A 15,297-nucleotide genomic window follows, 5' to 3' on the forward strand; every position below is an offset into this window, starting at 1 on the left:
CGCTGCCGCTGTGCGTGTTAATTACCACCGCTGTATCCCCGATCGCCCGCAAACAATTACGCGCCAAAGCCGAACGCAACGCCCGATCTCAATCGCATCTGGTCGAAGTTATTGCTGGCATTCAAACCGTCAAAGCCCAAAATGTCGAACTGCGATCTCGCTGGAAATGGCAAGAACGCTACACTCAGTATGTCATGGCGGGGTTCCAAACCGTAATTACCTTCACCACCGCCAATTCTGCAACCACCTTTCTCAACCAGATCTCTAGTTTGCTAGTGCTGTGGGTGGGTGCTTATTTAGTCCTAGACGGCAAACTTACCCTCGGACAGCTCATCGCCTTCCGAATCATTTCTGGGTACGTTACCAGCCCCTTATTGCGGCTCACACAACTGTGGCAGAACTTCCAAGAAACGGCACTTTCTCTCGAACGGATTGCCGATATTCTCGATACGCCGATGGAATCTACTGAGATCGATCGAGGCAATATTCCCATGCCCACGATTCGCGGTCATGTCAAATTCGATAACGTTTCCTTCCGGTTCGCACCCACAGGCGCGCTCAATCTCGATGGTGTCAGCTTAGAATTTGAGGCGGGTAAATTTATCGGCATCGTCGGTCAAAGTGGCTCTGGTAAGAGTACCTTAATGAAATTATTACCCCGACTGTATCCGCTCGAATCGGGACGCATTTTGGTAGATGATTACGATATTTCCAAAGTCGAACTTTATTCACTCCGCCAGCAAATCGGCATCGTTCCCCAAGATACCCTGTTGTTTGAAGGCAGCGTTCAAGAAAATATCGCCCTCAATTATCCCGATGCGACTACCGACCAAATTATCGCCGCCGCTAAAATCGCCCACGCTCACGACTTTATCATGGAGCTACCCAATGGGTACAACTCCCCCGTCGGCGAACGCGGATCGGGCTTATCCGGCGGACAACGCCAACGAGTGGCGATCGCCCGAACGATCCTTCAGAACCCCCGCCTGTTAATCTTAGATGAAGCCACCAGCGCGCTCGACTACGAATCCGAAAATCGGGTATGTGCGAATATCGCCGACGCTTTTGCCGGGAGAACGGTATTTTTTATCACCCACCGACTCACCACCATCCGCAATGCCGATATCATCGTAATGATGGATCGCGGTCTGGTAGCCGAATCAGGCACCCATACCGAACTAATGGCATTACAAGGGCGATATTATTGCCTGTACCAACAACAGGAATCTCAGCTTTAGACTAGGGAATAGGGAATAGGGAATAGGGAATAGGGAATAGGGAATAGGGAATAGAAGACGAGGATGTGCGTAGGTAAATCCCCTCCTCGGAGGGGTGCCCGTAGGGCGGGGTGGGTAGATCTCCGCCGCAAGTCCAACAACTCCAACAGCTAAATTCCTACTTGAGATCGCAGTGTAACTCATTAAGACAGAAAACCCGTAACGCTTACCGCAGCAACTAAGATAGAAGTAGCATATAGACCGATCGAGACATGAAATTACACCAGTTATTACCAGTCATTCAAAAAACCAAAACAGCTACCGCCAAAGCCAAAACAGCACTCTACCACATCATCCAAAAACGCGATCTGTTCGATGGATTGTCGCGTACCTACGCACCCCGCGACGATGACGGATTTATCTACCCACCCGAATCTAAATCGCTAAACTACAAAGCCGAAGATATCATTAGGCAATTTGCCGATGCCAATCGCGAACTCTTAAATGATTGCATGGCGCAGGATATTGCCAATTGTCGCGCGACTGCGGATATAGAAGTCGATGGTACAGCAATTTTAACTGGGGTACCCGTTACCTATCTGTTATTTCTAGAAAAACAAGTCGAAGATATCAAGACTTTTATTGCTAGTCTGCCAGTTCAAGATATTACCGAAGAATGGGTTTACGATAGTACCCGCGATTGTTTTGTCAGTACTCCCAAATTGACGACTAAAACCAAAAGAATCGTTAAGCCAGTGGTACTCTATGAAGCCACCAAAGAGCATCCCGCACAGGTAAAAGAATCTTCTGAAGACGTGCCCGAAGGCACTTGGACGGCTTTAAAATTTACAGGCGCGCTATCGCCAGCTCGCATCAAACAGTTGACGAATAAAGTCGCCAAACTCGAAAAAGTGATCGCCAAAGCCCGCGAAGCTGCCAACCAAGTCGAAGTCACTACCCACGATCCGGCCACCCCAATCTTCGATTATCTGTTCGGCGATGAGGTATAATAGACGATCGAGTACAGTCTTAGATTCAGTGCCCACTAGGAAGAAATTTTGTAGGTGCAAATCCTACCTCCCCTATAGATTTATGCAGGGGAGTAGGCAAACAGCAAAGCCGCTTCCGGGTGTTAATTTTAAATTTAGCTTTAGGTTATTACTCTAGTTTAAGACTCAAAATCGCTGCTTTTGTATCGACCTTCGATCGGCAATGTCTGTGAGACACGAGTTCGATTCTCGTCCGATGCTTAATCCTTGCATCGGTAGTTTAGCGGCTAAACACACGGCTTTATGAATGACCGATCGATAACCGGATATCATCCTGGCAGAATGTTGGCGATACTTCACCGCCCCAGAGTAAGGATATCTCTCTGGGGTCACTATTTAAACAAAGATCGATCTAAATAATCCTAAAAACGCGATCGCGTCAACTGCTGTCTAAGAATTAGATCCAAGCGGTAAAACCCAATCGCGCCAATTATTTCACGTTACAGTCCAGTTTCCTCATCATGAGGACTAGTTTCAGGATCGGCACCCATATCTGCAACTAGATTGCGGAGTACCGAAATTTGTTGGGAATGTTCGAGAGCTTGCAATTTAGTCATGCATTGAGTTGCAGCTTCCGAAAGCTGATAATCTGCTGGCATGGGGATAATTTTAGTCTCATCCATCCCTTGCGCTAATAGATACCAAAATAATAACTTAGTAGTGTCACTGAGCGCGCCATATTCACGACCGATGAGATTATTATTGCGCTCTACTAAATCTCGTTGGATTTGTAATTGTTCTTCATGACTCATCTGGGCAACTTGCCCGAATAATCCTTCCGCAATTGTCGGTGAGGCGGTGCTGGCTCCAGGCGCAGCCGGAGTAATCGATTTACCAACTTCTGTATAAATAAACCACAGTAGTGCAAGTTTTTGGTCTGTTTCTAGCTCGGCAAAAGCAGCAGTCACTTCTGGATGAACGTTTGAAATAACAGTCGTCACAGTTTTGTCCTCAGTTGTTTTCTCTACCATACTCACAATCTCATCGCGATCGTACCTACTTTAGATAGAGATAACGATCGGTCGAATGGTAGATAGAAATAATGACGATTTATGTTTCGATAAATATGATGACCTCGATTTGCCCGATCGGTCTAAGCTGATAGGTTATTCAATCGATAAATATATATCACTAACGATCGTGAATACAACTAGTTATATTGAGACAGAGTTATTAATTGAGAACATCGCTGGTGTAGCATCGCCCAGCATCGTGGCATATTTTAATAGCTTGAATAGTGGTAACTTTGCCGCAGCCGCAGCATTATTTACCGATAATGCCTGTCTCCATCCGCCCTTCGATCTGCCGCTTTCAGGTCGAGATGCGATCGCGACATATCTGGAGCGGGAAGCACGAGGGATGATATTTTGTCCCGAATCTGGCGCGATGTTAATTAAAGATAACGATATTAGTCAATACCACATCCAGGGACGAGTAAAAACTAACCACTTTACCATAAATGTCAGTTGGCTGATGCAATTAACACCAGCAGATCGCATTTGCCTAGTAGAAGTAAAACTTTTGGCTCCATTATCTGAATTATTGAAAATTAAAAGATAGGGAATTAGGGAATAGTGGATAGTGAATATAGCGATCGTCGGTGAGGCGCAGCCGGAGTAATCGATTTACCAACTTCTGTGATGCTTTTCGCCGCTACTATCTCCTCCCTACGCCACATTCCTAATTATTTCGTTGGCGAAGCCTACCGGAGGTAATCGCTCTCCAAACAGCGGAATGTGGGATCCACTATCCCCTATCCCCATTTATGGCGCACAACACCGGAGATCCGAGGTTGCGGTTGCTGTTTCTAAGAATAATGCGGGACGCTCTTCGCCATCGCCGCAACCATCCCACAGCGGGTTTCCGCTTTCTACCACTCGCGCTACCAATCGGTTGGATGGGGATTGTTTCCCCTCCATAATTAACTTGTGAGTAATCTGGAACTTCCCGGTACCAGTGGTTTTTAAAAAAGGTTTTGTCAGCGGTTGCAGATTTTGGAGATTGCCAACTACGGCAAATAAAGCAAATTTTTCTATTTTAGTAATTCGATCGATCGACTGTCGTAATTTAGCTTTTGGGATGCTAATCTTGACGATCGATCGATAATGAAAGCCCCCATCGTTTGTACACCACTGCTCGATTGCTACTGGTAGAATTTTGGGGAGATCGATCGTAGTGCCGTTAGGATTAAATAACTGAATGGCATTCTTCAACTTGACAGTATCGTTCTTTCTCAGCCAGATTTTAGCAGGAGTCTGGCTCCCTTGCTGAGGTAAAACTAAATCTGGGAAAATTACTTTTAACTGATAATTTGCAGGAGTTTTTGCCGATATTGAAACTATCCCCACCGTCCCCACCGGGATGATATATCCTTTCCTTAATGGCACGGCTGCTGATGGTTGAAGTGTAACTTGTCGATCGGTCTGTTGACAGCTAGATCATAATATCATTAAGCCGATCGACAATTTATGTTGCCACTGCATCGCGCATCGCTCCAGCAAATTATTTAATCACGCGCACAGTTTTGACTTGCAACGGTTGTCCGACTTGGCAAATAGTTACCATATCTGTTTTGACAACGCCGCTAACTCGCACTTTAGTGCCATCAATTTTGGGGAATTTGCCCATCAATTCATACTTTTGACCGTTATCAGCAGCTAGTTGATAACAAGTGCCTTCTACAGCTAATTTGCGGATGGTACCAGTCAAAGTCAAGGTAGCTGGCTTGGCGGTAGCAGGAGCCGCCGTGTCTTTATTTGCTAGCGCGGATATGTTGGGAAGCAAAATTCCCACTGCAAATATCACACTAATTACTGAGATCCAAATTTTAACTGTTTTGTTCATCATAATTTTATTCCTAGTATATATTCAGTTTACAGTGTCAAATTAGACATCTAGAGTGAATAGCTGGCACTGTTGGCGTAGCCTCGCCTTTGGCTATACGACAGCCGTAGCGTAGCGTCTGTCTTGACTGAAACACATGCGGAGGGAACCTCCGCGTGATTTCAGTCGCTCCGTAAGGAGAAGTGTGGATAGCGATCGTGCGTTCGATCTCCCAGTCTCCCAGTCTCCCAGTCCCCTCGTCCCCTCGTCTCAAACTCATGCCGGACGACCCAATGTGGTAATATACAATACAGCTTCATCTTCTGGAATTCCGAGTACTTCATTGACGCGATCGTCAAAAAATCCGGCAATTCCACTAACGCCAAGATCGAGCCGAATTGCGGCTAAATTTAACCGTTGTCCTAAATGTCCGGCATCGAGATGGAGATAGCGATATGCACGATCTCCATATTTTTGGATTGCCATTGGCAGATCTGCGGTGTGAAAAATTACCGCGCCAGCATCGCGTCCTAATTCTTGTCCCAAACAGAGATAATGTAATTCTTGGCGAAAGTTTTTGAACCGAATTTGGCGGAGTTCTTGTGCTTTTGGTGCATAATAATAACAGCCTTCTTCTAATCCACGTACCCCAGAAACGGCGATAAAGGTTTCAATTAAATCTAAATCGAAATAATTAGGACTCGGATCTAAATGTTGGTCGAGATAATGGTGAGGATGATAGGTAAAATCTAAGACTGATTTGAGTTCATCTAGGTTCAATTCTGCACCCGTATAAGCGCGGGTAGATCGACGTTTGAGAATGGTATCTTCTAAGCCAGATAATGGTAGTTGATTTTGCAAGTCGCTCGACGATCGTTTCTGCCACAAAATTGGCGAGATGGCTGTCGATATTTTCAAGCAGAATGGGAAGTTATATTTATCATCTAATTGAACCGAATTGATATTGGCTGGATTAGCTGGCAACTGACTGAATTTAGTAATCTCAGTCAGTTGATGACAATGTTTTAATAATTCTCCGTCGGGTAATTCTGGATATTCGAGGTTGATTCTCGATGGTAACCCCGATGGGAAAAAGCCGATCGCCGGATTGGGATTGGCATCGATATCGACACAAGGAATTACCGTTACCGCGCCTTCTAATTCGGTATTAAGATAGAGTAATTCATCGATTTGTCGATCGACAAAACCGCCTATTAAATAGGGTCTAAATCCATTGATCGAGCCAGCTAGTTCGATATTACCGAGTAAATGTCCGGTATCTAGAAAAATGCGGCGGTAGGCACGATCTTGATATCGCCAAGCCGATCGATAAAATACCGCCGTTGTAATCAGTGCAAAATTCGCCACCGCTAAAGCGGGATGATTGAAACAAGCACCGCGTATATTTTGCCAAACATCGCTCGCCCAAAAATGAATCAGAGTATGATCTTTGACTTGATAATTATATAGTCCGGATGGTAATAAATTATTGCCATTAGATACCAAATAAATCTCGGCTGGATACAATCCCCCCGCCGATGGAGCCGCCCGTAAATACATCGGATCGCCCATCGTCTGAATTCTAGCAGTCAAACCATAACTACACAATAAAAACAACGATAATCGCTGCCACCACTGACTATCGACATCTTGCTTTGTCGATTGTAAAAATGGCTTGAGATCGTAAATAGTCCCGATTTTATATTCTTTATACGACGATGGTTGTTGGCTCCAGTCTAAACCGTGACTTTTGGATGAAATCGTCTCTGGATCGTATTTTGTCCGCTGGTGGTAATGTTGGGCAAATGAGTCAACCATAATATTAATTAATTGTAAATTATATTGACATTGCTGTCCAAATTGTCCAAGTATCGATTAACAACATAAAAAATGTTAATCCTAATAACGCAAAATACATCCACGGTTGAGACAGCGGGCGAACATCGGTAGTATCGATCGCGGTATATTGTTGAACCAGTCCGACCAATCGATTGAAACCCGCTACCCGCATCGGTAGTAAAAAACCTTCGCCACTACCATTAATAAAATAATAAACTAATCCACCCTGTCCCGTCGTCCGCATTTTTAATTCTTTAACTTCGCTCCATGCTAATTCCCAGCTTTTTGTAAAAAAAGTCGGCACCCAGCTCGGATAATTAACCCCAATCGCGCGCTCGTCTGCTACCACGCGCTGACTCAATGCACCCTGTAATGCCACAAATCCCAATCCAATTCCCACCCATAACAACCACGCTGGCACCTCTGCATGGGTAAATGTTGCCAAAAATGGCAGGGGTATCATTAGGGAGACGTATAGCAAGCTCAGGGTAATCCGAATTAGTGGGGAAATGTGGAAAGTCATCATTAGGCTTTAGGTTTTAGGTTTTAGGCTTTAGGGAATAGACTATTGGGGTGGGTAGTTCCCGTCGCATAAATTTCAGGCGATCTAAATTTTTTGAACACACGATTGGCGAGTAATACCGGGCGAAGGTTGGCGGAGGTTTCGCATGTCAAGTTTTTTCCTTGGGCGGTGACTTGGGGGACGATCGTTAACTAAATTTAAAACTGATTCTATTTTTACGCAATTTATCCATAGTCGGGGTGCGATATTTTTAGCTACCAGCGTTTATTGAGAAGTTACCTTCGATTAGCTAGATCGGCAACCGATCGATGATAATAAAAGAAGGATTGAATCGTCGCTATTCGGGAAGACTCTAATCAATGAGACACTTTTGGAAGATTAGGCATAGAAAATTGCGCGCGCGCGATGCGATCTCCATCTGTCTATGTTTAGTCGTACTGCTCGTAACTACTTTCGGTTGGACGGCAGTTGCTTATCAACCGCAACCCACACTCGCTTACAAACCGTCACCGACAATCGATCTTCGCCATATTCCCATCGGCGATGGGCGGATTTCGACTCAACCCCAAACTGGATTTTTGTGGTCGTGTCGGACTGAATTTGGTGGCCCGCCCCGACATGGCGCACATGCCAGCGGCGATTGGATTGGCGACAATGCCACATATAATTTCACTACCAAGCCGACTGTCAGCGGTCGCGTCTATTGGCCGGGTGACTTCGATATTACCATCAAAGATCGATCGCGCCAGATTGCCAGCAATCGCCTTCCTCAAGATCCGACTGGTGATTTTCCGATCTCGCCACAGGATGATGCTTATGCTTTCGATCGCAATCCTAATTCGATTCGATCGGTTACCGCAACCCTAAATTTACCCGTCAACCCGCAACTCGCTGCAAATCCCTCGTGCGTACAGATGGGGCAAGTTGGCATCCTCCTCAATGGCGGTTATTTATTTAACGCGCTCGATGCTAATGGCAAAGATGCCGTCGCTCATGAAATTCAAGATAGTTGTCAGGGACACCCCGAACATCGCGGCACGTATCACTATCACAGTATTACTACTTGCCTGAATAAACGCGATCCCGGCAAGGGACACTCAGCATTACTCGGTTACGCACTGGATGGATTTGGCATCTACGGTCATCGCCTCGAAGGTGGTAAGGCTGCCACTAATAGCGATTTAGATGTCTGTCACGGTCACACCCATACAGTTGATTGGGATGGCAAACAGACCAAACTCTATCACTATCATGCTACCTGGGAATATCCCTACACGATCGGCTGCTATCGCGGTACGCCGATAAAAATCGCCCGCCCGCCCAGACCAGAACGTCGCCCCGAACCACCACCAGGGGCTAATAATCCTGACTTGAGATTGGAAGATCGTCCCAATTTATGATATAATAGTACTATGGGTGTTGGCAAATAACTGACGATCTCACTGATATTGTTGGAGCACATTTTTAGATGAAGCTAAGTAAAATCGATTTAAGCAGCTTGAGAGCGATCGCGCACGACGATAATGGACTCAAGCTACTCATCGAGCGCGACGATGAAATAGAGTATGTCGAAATTCCCGCGCCACTGGCAGCTTACGAAGGATTGCAACTACTAGATCGGATAATTGCAGCTACTCCAGCGATTGCGCCGAGCGAGGAGATCGAGATGTTGCCTGCCTGTTCTTCAATGGCAGCACGAGTCGGTTACGATGACGAGCGCGAGATCTTGCAAATTGAATTTAATAGTGGAGCTGTTTACCAATATTCCCACATCGAGCCAGAACTATGGGAAGATCTCCAATCGACAGATTCAATCGGCAGTTTTTACAACCATGAAATTAAAGGTTATTATCCATCGGAGCGAATTGAATAACGATCGGCATTTAGGATAAATTGGGTAGATTAACTAACAGAGATCGGATCGATTGCCTGTGGATGGGGTAAAACATTCAAGTTCGACAGGTCTTCTAACGTACCTTCAACGATTGCCTTACCTTCATTGAGTAAAAAATCTAGGAATGTTTGAGCGGCAAGAGATAACTGTTTGCCAGAAGGATAAACTACATACCACTGCTGTTGAATCGGAAAACCTTCAACATTTAAAAAAGTTAACGGGCCGCCCGGAACGGCTAACGATAGGCAGTGCAAGGACAACACCGAAAGTCCCAAGCCGCCTGCAATGCCTTGTTTGATTGCTTCATTGCTGCTCATTTCCATCACGGTATTTATTTCTAGGCGATTGTCGGCAAAAAATTGCTCCACAATGGCGCGAGTACCAGAGCCAGGTTCGCGCATGATAAATTGCTCTTCAATTAATCGCTTGAGCGGGATTGTTTTTTGTTCGCGGGCGAGGGGATGATTGCTGGGAGCGACTACTACCAAGGGATTGGGTAAAATGGGTCGCAGTTCGATATCGAGTTCTTTGGGCGGTCTGCCCGTAAAATACAGATCGTCTTGATTGTGGGCAAGCCTGTCGAGTACTTGCGCTTGATTGGTAATATTGAGACTCAGCTCGATGGCGGGATGCTGTCGCTTGAAGGTACCCAGCAGTCTGGGGACGAAGTATTTAGCCGTAGTCGTCGTTGCTAGGCTCAAGTGACCTTTTTCTAAACCTTTTAATTCATTGAGGCTGCTTTCGAGTAATTCGAGGCGGCTCGAAATTTCTTGACTGGCGGCGAGCACTTCTTTGCCTGCTTCGGTTAGATAAAAGCGTTTGCCTAATTGCTCGACTAAAGGAATGCCAACAATTTTAGTCAGTTGCTTCATTTGTTGGGATACGGTCGGCTGTGTGAGGTTCAACTCTTCAGCAGCACGAGTGAAACTATTGTGCCGCGCAATCGCCTCTAACACATGTAACTGATGGATTGTGGCTTGTTTCACAGTTGTGTGGCGGGATGGGGGGTAGGGTAATTCGTGCCAGAAAAGCGATCGGATCTGTACTAGGACTAAATGCTTTAGCGGTAGTCGAGATCTTTTGATAGATACTTTCTATTACCATAGCACTTAAAATTTAATTCACCTATTTTAAAATTTACCAGCATCGACCAATTATATAGACCTGTTCTATCAATTTGACGATTTACAATTGTTTACTTCTATGGGCTACTCCGTGGAGATCGACCTGGAGTTGATTCCTGCAATGGCTTGCTGTGCAATGTCTAGGAGTATAGTCCCTCGATCTGGGGATCGTCTAGATTTATATTGCCGTGATGTATTGACAAACACATCAAACTTATGTGATGATGTTTTCTATGATATTTAATTAAATCATTGATTTTGTCAATTCTAAATATCGACCTTAAAATCTCCTCAACTTTCAGATACCCACTTTAAAAACCCATGCAACATCTCTCGCGTCGGCACTTTCTGCTGGCGGCTGGTGCCGCTGGTGGCGCAACCCTGCTCAAAGGCTGCGCCATCAACCCACCCTCGCCAGACTCTTTATCGCCTAAAGCACAAGCACTGACTCTGAGTTCGACAACTACCCCAGAAACGACAGCCGTCAAACTGGGCTATATTGCGATCGCCGAATCAGCACCATTGATTATTGCTAGGGAAAAAGGGTTTTTCGCTCGCCACGGCATGACCGATGTTGATGTATCGAAACAAGCCTCTTGGGGTTCGGCGCGAGATAATATTGAAATCGGCTCGGTTAACGGTGGAATCGATGGCGGACAGTGGCAGATGCCGATGCCGCAGTTGATTTCGGAAGGGCTGATTACCAAGGGCAATCGCAAAATTCCGATGTTGTCGATGGCGCAGTTGAGCACTCAAGGTAATGGGATCGCGATCGCCTCACAACATGCTGGTAAAGGCTTCGATCTAAATGTATCGGGCGCAGCCGAATATGTTAGAGAAATGAAAGCTAATGGTAAGCCCTTTAAGGCTGCCTATACCTTCCCCCGCGTCAATCAAGATTTTTGGATTCGCTATTGGCTGGGCGCAGGTGGCATCGATCCGACTAAAGATATCGATCTGATTGCCGTACCCGCCGCGCAAACGGTAGCAAGTATGCGGACTGGCTCGATGGATGGCTTTAGTACGGGCGATCCTTGGCCGTCACGGATTCTACGGGATAAGCGCAAGTATGGAATCCTAGCCGTTCTCACAGCTCAAATTTGGCCAGCACACCCAGAAGAATACTTTGCAATGCGCGAAGATTGGGTGAGAAAACATCCCAAAGCTGCTAAGGCAATTCTCAAAGGCATCATGGAAGCCCAAATGTGGTGCGACGATCCAAAAAATAGAGCAGAAATGGCGGCTATCTTGGGACAACGGAAATACTTCAACGTTCCCAGCGACCTATTAATTGGCCCCTACACAGGTGAGTATATCCTCGGTGCCGATCGCAAAACAGTTAAGGATGAAAAGTTAGCAATTCGCTATTGGAAAGATGCTCGCGGCAGCGTTTCCTATCCTTATAAGAGTCACGATCTCTGGTTCTTGACCGAAAGCGTCCGGTGGGGATTTTTACCTCAGGGTGCATTAGGTGAAGCCGATCGAATTATCAATGCGGTCAGTGGTGAAAAGTATTGGCGAGAAGCCGCTCAAGAATTGGGCATTGCCAGCGCAGACATTCCCCCCTCTACTTCTCGCGGCATCGAAAAATTCTTCGATGGTGCCGAATTCGATCCTGCAAAGCCGAAAGCTTATCTAGATAGCTTAAAAATCAAAACTATGAAAGCTTAATATCTGCTAACAACCCAATTCTCAATTATCAATTAATTTCGGAGCATTATTATGACAACTGGCATACGTAAATCATCGGGATTTCGGATTGGTGGGATGGAAATATCCGCCAAAACAATTAAGAAAAATGTCCTACCACCAGCGATCGCGATTTTTACGTTCTTAGCTTTGTGGGAAGCATTATCGGCTTCGGGAATTACCCTCTTACCTGGCCCATCGAGCCTATTTACCGATCCTCGGACTTTTGAATTAGTGAAATATCCTTTCTACGATCGCGGCGGCATCGACAAAGGGATGTTTTGGCAGACTTGGGCAAGTTTGCAGCGGGTGGGGATTAGTTATACATTAGCGGCGATTGTTGGAATTAGCCTGGGCATTGCGATCGGTACCAGTGAAATGCTCTCCCGCGCGCTCGATCCTTTGTTCCTATTCTTGAGAACTGTGCCCCCTTTGGCTTGGGTACCGATTTCTCTCGCTGCCTTGAACAAAAACGAACCCGCTGCTCTCTTCGTAATCTTTATTACCGCAGTCTGGCCGATTTTAATTAATACGGCAGTTGGTGTCAAACAGATTCCTCAAGATTACATTAACGTCTCCAAAGTCGTCCAAGCTTCCAAGCAAAAATACTTCTTCAAAATTCTACTCCCTTCCGCACTGCCCTATATTTTCACTGGTTTGCGCGTGGCAATTAGTTTAGCTTGGTTGGCAATTATCGCCGCTGAAATCGTGATGTCTGGGATCGTTGGAATTGGTTTCTTTATCTGGGAAGCTTATCAAAATAACTACATCAGCGAAGTTATTCTTGCCCTGGTTTGGATTGGTGCGGTTGGTTTGTTGCTCGATATGGCAATGTCTTGGTTGCAGAACAAAATCGTCAAACAGTAGCTTTTGTTTGGCGATCTCTTGCACTCATAGACCCTAGAGAATCCCCCCTAACCCCCCTTAAAAAGGGGGGAACCGGGTTAAAGCCCCCTTTTTAAGGGGGTTGGGGGATTCAGATCTCCAACGAAGCAATTTAACCAAACCCTCTCGATTCTCGATCGCCAAATACCGATAGCAATTATTAATAATTCAAAATTTATAAACTGCCATGTCAACAGCCGAATTAGTCAATATTAAAGATGCGGGGAAAACCTTCCCGCTTGGTGGTGGGAAAGAATATATCGCCCTACGTGGTATCGATCTTCAAATTAAACGCGGTGAATTTATTTCCCTAATTGGTCACTCTGGATGTGGCAAATCTACCCTGCTAAATATGATTGCGGGACTGGATTTAGCCACCGAAGGAGTAGTTTCACTCGAAGGATTAACTATTACTAAACCTGGTCCCGATCGGATCGTAGTTTTCCAGAACTATTCACTCTTACCGTGGATGACCGTCCGTGAAAACGTTGCTTTTGCAGTTGATGAAGTGCTGACCGAAAAAACTGCTCAAGAGCGAAAAGAAATCGTCGAACACTATGTCGATGTCGTCGGACTTTCTAAAGAAATCGACAAATATCCCAGTGAAATGTCTGGGGGGATGCGCCAACGGGTGGCGATCGCCCGCGCTCTAGCCGTGCAACCGCGCTTGTTGTTACTTGACGAACCCTTTGGTGTACTCGACGCGCTGACGCGGGGTAAATTGCAAGAACAGCTCGTTAAAATTTGCGAAGATAACGAAATTTCGGCATTGATGGTGACTCACGAAGTCGATGAAGCCGTACTGATGAGCGATCGAGTGGTAATGCTCACAAATGGCCCAGCTTCCAAAATTGGTTCGATTTTAGAAGTCGATATTCCCCGTCCCCGCAAACGGTTAGAAGCCGTTAAACATCCGAGTTACTATCAGCTCCGCAGCGAAATTATTTACTTTCTCAACCAGCAGAAGCAAGTCAAAAAAATGCGGGCGCAGAAAGTTCAAAATGTTGCTGCCCACGGGTTAGAAAAAGTTAACTTGCAACTCGGATTCGTGCCCTTAACAGCATGTGCGCCGATGATTATTGCCAAAGAAAAAGGTTTCTTTGTCAAACACGGCTTAGAGCAAGCCTCCCTAGTGAGAGAATCTAGTTGGCGCGGCGTTGTCGATGGACTTGCTGGCGGCTATATTGATGCAGCAGCCATGCCATCGGGAATGCCCCTGTGGATTACCCTTGGCGGTAGTGGTCAACCCACGCCCGTAGTTAGCTCCCTCACCATCAGCCGCAATGGTAATGCTATTACACTCGATCGCAGATTTAAGAAGCTTGGTGTCCAAAACCTTGCCCACTTCCGTGAGGTGATCCGTGCTACCCCCAATGAACCCCACCGGATGGGTGTAGTCCACCCTTCCTCTATGCACAACCTGCTGCTGCGCTATTGGCTAGCTAGCGGCGGCATCGATCCTGACCACGAGCTACACCTGAAACAAATTCCGCCCGCTCAAATGGTCGTAGATTTGAAAAACGGGACACTTGACGGTTTTTGTGTTGGCGATCCGTGGAACCTCCGCGCCGAGACCGAAGGAATTGGCTTTACGATCGCCCGCGATATCGACATCTGGAACGGTCATCCTGGCAAAGTTTTAGGCTGTCGCCAAGATTGGGCAACTGCCTTCCCCAATACCTTTATCGCCCTAAATAAAGCACTTCTAGACGCTTGCCGCTACTGCGCCGATCCTGCTAATGCCCAAGAAATTCGCCAAATTTTAGCCCGCAAGGAATATATCGGTACCAATATCGATTTCATTCATCTGGGCGGTCCCAATGATATCGTCCCTGGGGTAGAATCGGTCGCTCACCACGTCTTTTTCGGCGATGGTGTCAATCGTCCTAGTCGGACTGAACATCTGTGGCATATGGTCGAAATGGCGCGGTGGGGGGATGTGCCGTTTCCCCGCAATTGGGTAGAGGTGCTGGAAAATACCTGCCGGGTGGGGGTATTTAGTACCGCAGCGCGGGAACTGGGAATGACCGAGATTTCCTACAGTCGCGGTTCGATTAAGCTCGTCGATGGTACTACTTTCGATGCCGAAGATCCGATTCGCTATCTCAACAATCTCGAAATCAAACGCGATATCACTCTCGCGGAAATTCATTAGTTACCAATAATCCCAGCGGTTAGAAACCGCTGCTTGGAGTGCAAAGTCCGCCTACGCGGACTAACTAATATCTCAGTCCGCGTAGGCGGACTTCGCACT

Annotated in this window: 15 protein-coding genes; 8 read left to right on the forward strand and 7 right to left on the reverse strand. The window is 46.3% G+C overall.

Going from position 1 to position 15,297, the window contains the following annotated elements; all coding sequences use genetic code 11:
* Positions 1-1,238: peptidase domain-containing ABC transporter (locus RMO79_RS21940; protein WP_310485393.1), on the forward strand; the 1,238-nt coding region annotated here is incomplete at its 5' end.
* Between the two features lie 251 nt (positions 1,239-1,489).
* Positions 1,490-2,227, forward strand: coding sequence for a hypothetical protein (locus tag RMO79_RS21945; RefSeq protein ID WP_310485394.1), 738 nt, complete (start codon positions 1,490-1,492; stop codon positions 2,225-2,227).
* A gap of 479 nt (positions 2,228-2,706) precedes the next feature.
* Here the strand turns inward: RMO79_RS21945 and RMO79_RS21950 are convergent, their stop codons facing one another.
* Positions 2,707-3,207 carry an orange carotenoid protein N-terminal domain-containing protein gene (locus RMO79_RS21950; RefSeq protein WP_310485395.1) on the reverse strand — a complete coding sequence of 167 codons (501 nt, stop codon included), beginning with the start codon at positions 3,205-3,207 and terminating at the stop codon, positions 2,707-2,709.
* An 85-nt stretch (positions 3,208-3,292) separates the two neighbouring features.
* Here RMO79_RS21950 and RMO79_RS21955 point away from each other — a divergent pair, with 85 nt between their 5' ends.
* Positions 3,293-3,826 (forward strand): nuclear transport factor 2 family protein, encoded by a 534-nt coding sequence (locus RMO79_RS21955; protein WP_310485396.1) that lies wholly within the window; start codon positions 3,293-3,295, stop codon positions 3,824-3,826.
* 203 nt (positions 3,827-4,029) lie between these two features.
* Here the strand turns inward: RMO79_RS21955 and RMO79_RS21960 are convergent, their stop codons facing one another.
* The 5 genes from RMO79_RS21960 to RMO79_RS21980 all read right to left on the reverse strand — a co-directional run bounded on the left by RMO79_RS21960 (position 4,030) and on the right by RMO79_RS21980 (position 7,603).
* Positions 4,030-4,653: a hypothetical protein gene (locus RMO79_RS21960; RefSeq protein ID WP_310485397.1), complete on the reverse strand. Its 624-nt coding sequence runs from the start codon at positions 4,651-4,653 to the stop codon at positions 4,030-4,032.
* Between the two features lie 115 nt (positions 4,654-4,768).
* The gene (locus tag RMO79_RS21965; protein ID WP_310485398.1) at positions 4,769-5,113 is read right to left on the reverse strand and encodes a hypothetical protein; all 345 of its coding nucleotides are present in this window, start codon (positions 5,111-5,113) and stop codon (positions 4,769-4,771) included.
* Positions 5,114-5,365: 252 nt separating this feature from the next.
* Entirely contained in the window at positions 5,366-6,907 is a 1,542-nt protein-coding gene (locus RMO79_RS21970) for a SagB/ThcOx family dehydrogenase (protein ID WP_310485399.1), read from the reverse strand.
* A gap of 19 nt (positions 6,908-6,926) precedes the next feature.
* Positions 6,927-7,454, reverse strand: coding sequence for a hypothetical protein (locus RMO79_RS21975; RefSeq protein ID WP_310485400.1), 528 nt, complete (start codon positions 7,452-7,454; stop codon positions 6,927-6,929).
* 20 nt (positions 7,455-7,474) lie between these two features.
* Entirely contained in the window at positions 7,475-7,603 is a 129-nt protein-coding gene (locus RMO79_RS21980) for a hypothetical protein (RefSeq protein WP_310485401.1), read from the reverse strand.
* Between the two features lie 240 nt (positions 7,604-7,843).
* On the opposite strand from RMO79_RS21980, the gene RMO79_RS21985 reads away from it, so the two are divergent.
* Both RMO79_RS21985 and RMO79_RS21990 read left to right on the forward strand, forming a co-directional pair.
* Positions 7,844-8,851, forward strand: a complete 1,008-nt coding sequence (locus RMO79_RS21985; RefSeq protein WP_310485402.1) for a YHYH protein — start codon at positions 7,844-7,846, stop codon at positions 8,849-8,851.
* 68 nt (positions 8,852-8,919) lie between these two features.
* Entirely contained in the window at positions 8,920-9,324 is a 405-nt protein-coding gene (locus tag RMO79_RS21990) for a KTSC domain-containing protein (protein ID WP_310485403.1), read from the forward strand.
* A gap of 29 nt (positions 9,325-9,353) precedes the next feature.
* Here the strand turns inward: RMO79_RS21990 and RMO79_RS21995 are convergent, their stop codons facing one another.
* Entirely contained in the window at positions 9,354-10,331 is a 978-nt protein-coding gene (locus tag RMO79_RS21995; RefSeq protein ID WP_310485405.1) for a LysR substrate-binding domain-containing protein, read from the reverse strand.
* Between the two features lie 459 nt (positions 10,332-10,790).
* On the opposite strand from RMO79_RS21995, the gene RMO79_RS22000 reads away from it, so the two are divergent.
* The 3 genes from RMO79_RS22000 to RMO79_RS22010 all read left to right on the forward strand — a co-directional run bounded on the left by RMO79_RS22000 (position 10,791) and on the right by RMO79_RS22010 (position 15,198).
* Positions 10,791-12,140 (forward strand): CmpA/NrtA family ABC transporter substrate-binding protein, encoded by a 1,350-nt coding sequence (locus RMO79_RS22000; protein WP_310485406.1) that lies wholly within the window; start codon positions 10,791-10,793, stop codon positions 12,138-12,140.
* A 51-nt stretch (positions 12,141-12,191) separates the two neighbouring features.
* Entirely contained in the window at positions 12,192-13,025 is an 834-nt protein-coding gene (gene ntrB, locus RMO79_RS22005; RefSeq protein WP_396136658.1) for a nitrate ABC transporter permease, read from the forward strand.
* A 205-nt stretch (positions 13,026-13,230) separates the two neighbouring features.
* On the forward strand, positions 13,231-15,198 hold the full coding sequence (locus RMO79_RS22010) for a nitrate ABC transporter ATP-binding protein (RefSeq protein WP_310485408.1): 1,968 nt from the start codon (positions 13,231-13,233) through the stop codon (positions 15,196-15,198).
* Positions 15,199-15,297 lie beyond the last annotated feature (99 nt).

The organism is Chamaesiphon sp. VAR_48_metabat_403, from assembly GCF_031422475.1.
In the GTDB taxonomy this organism is placed as follows: Bacteria; Cyanobacteriota; Cyanobacteriia; order Cyanobacteriales; family Chamaesiphonaceae; genus Chamaesiphon.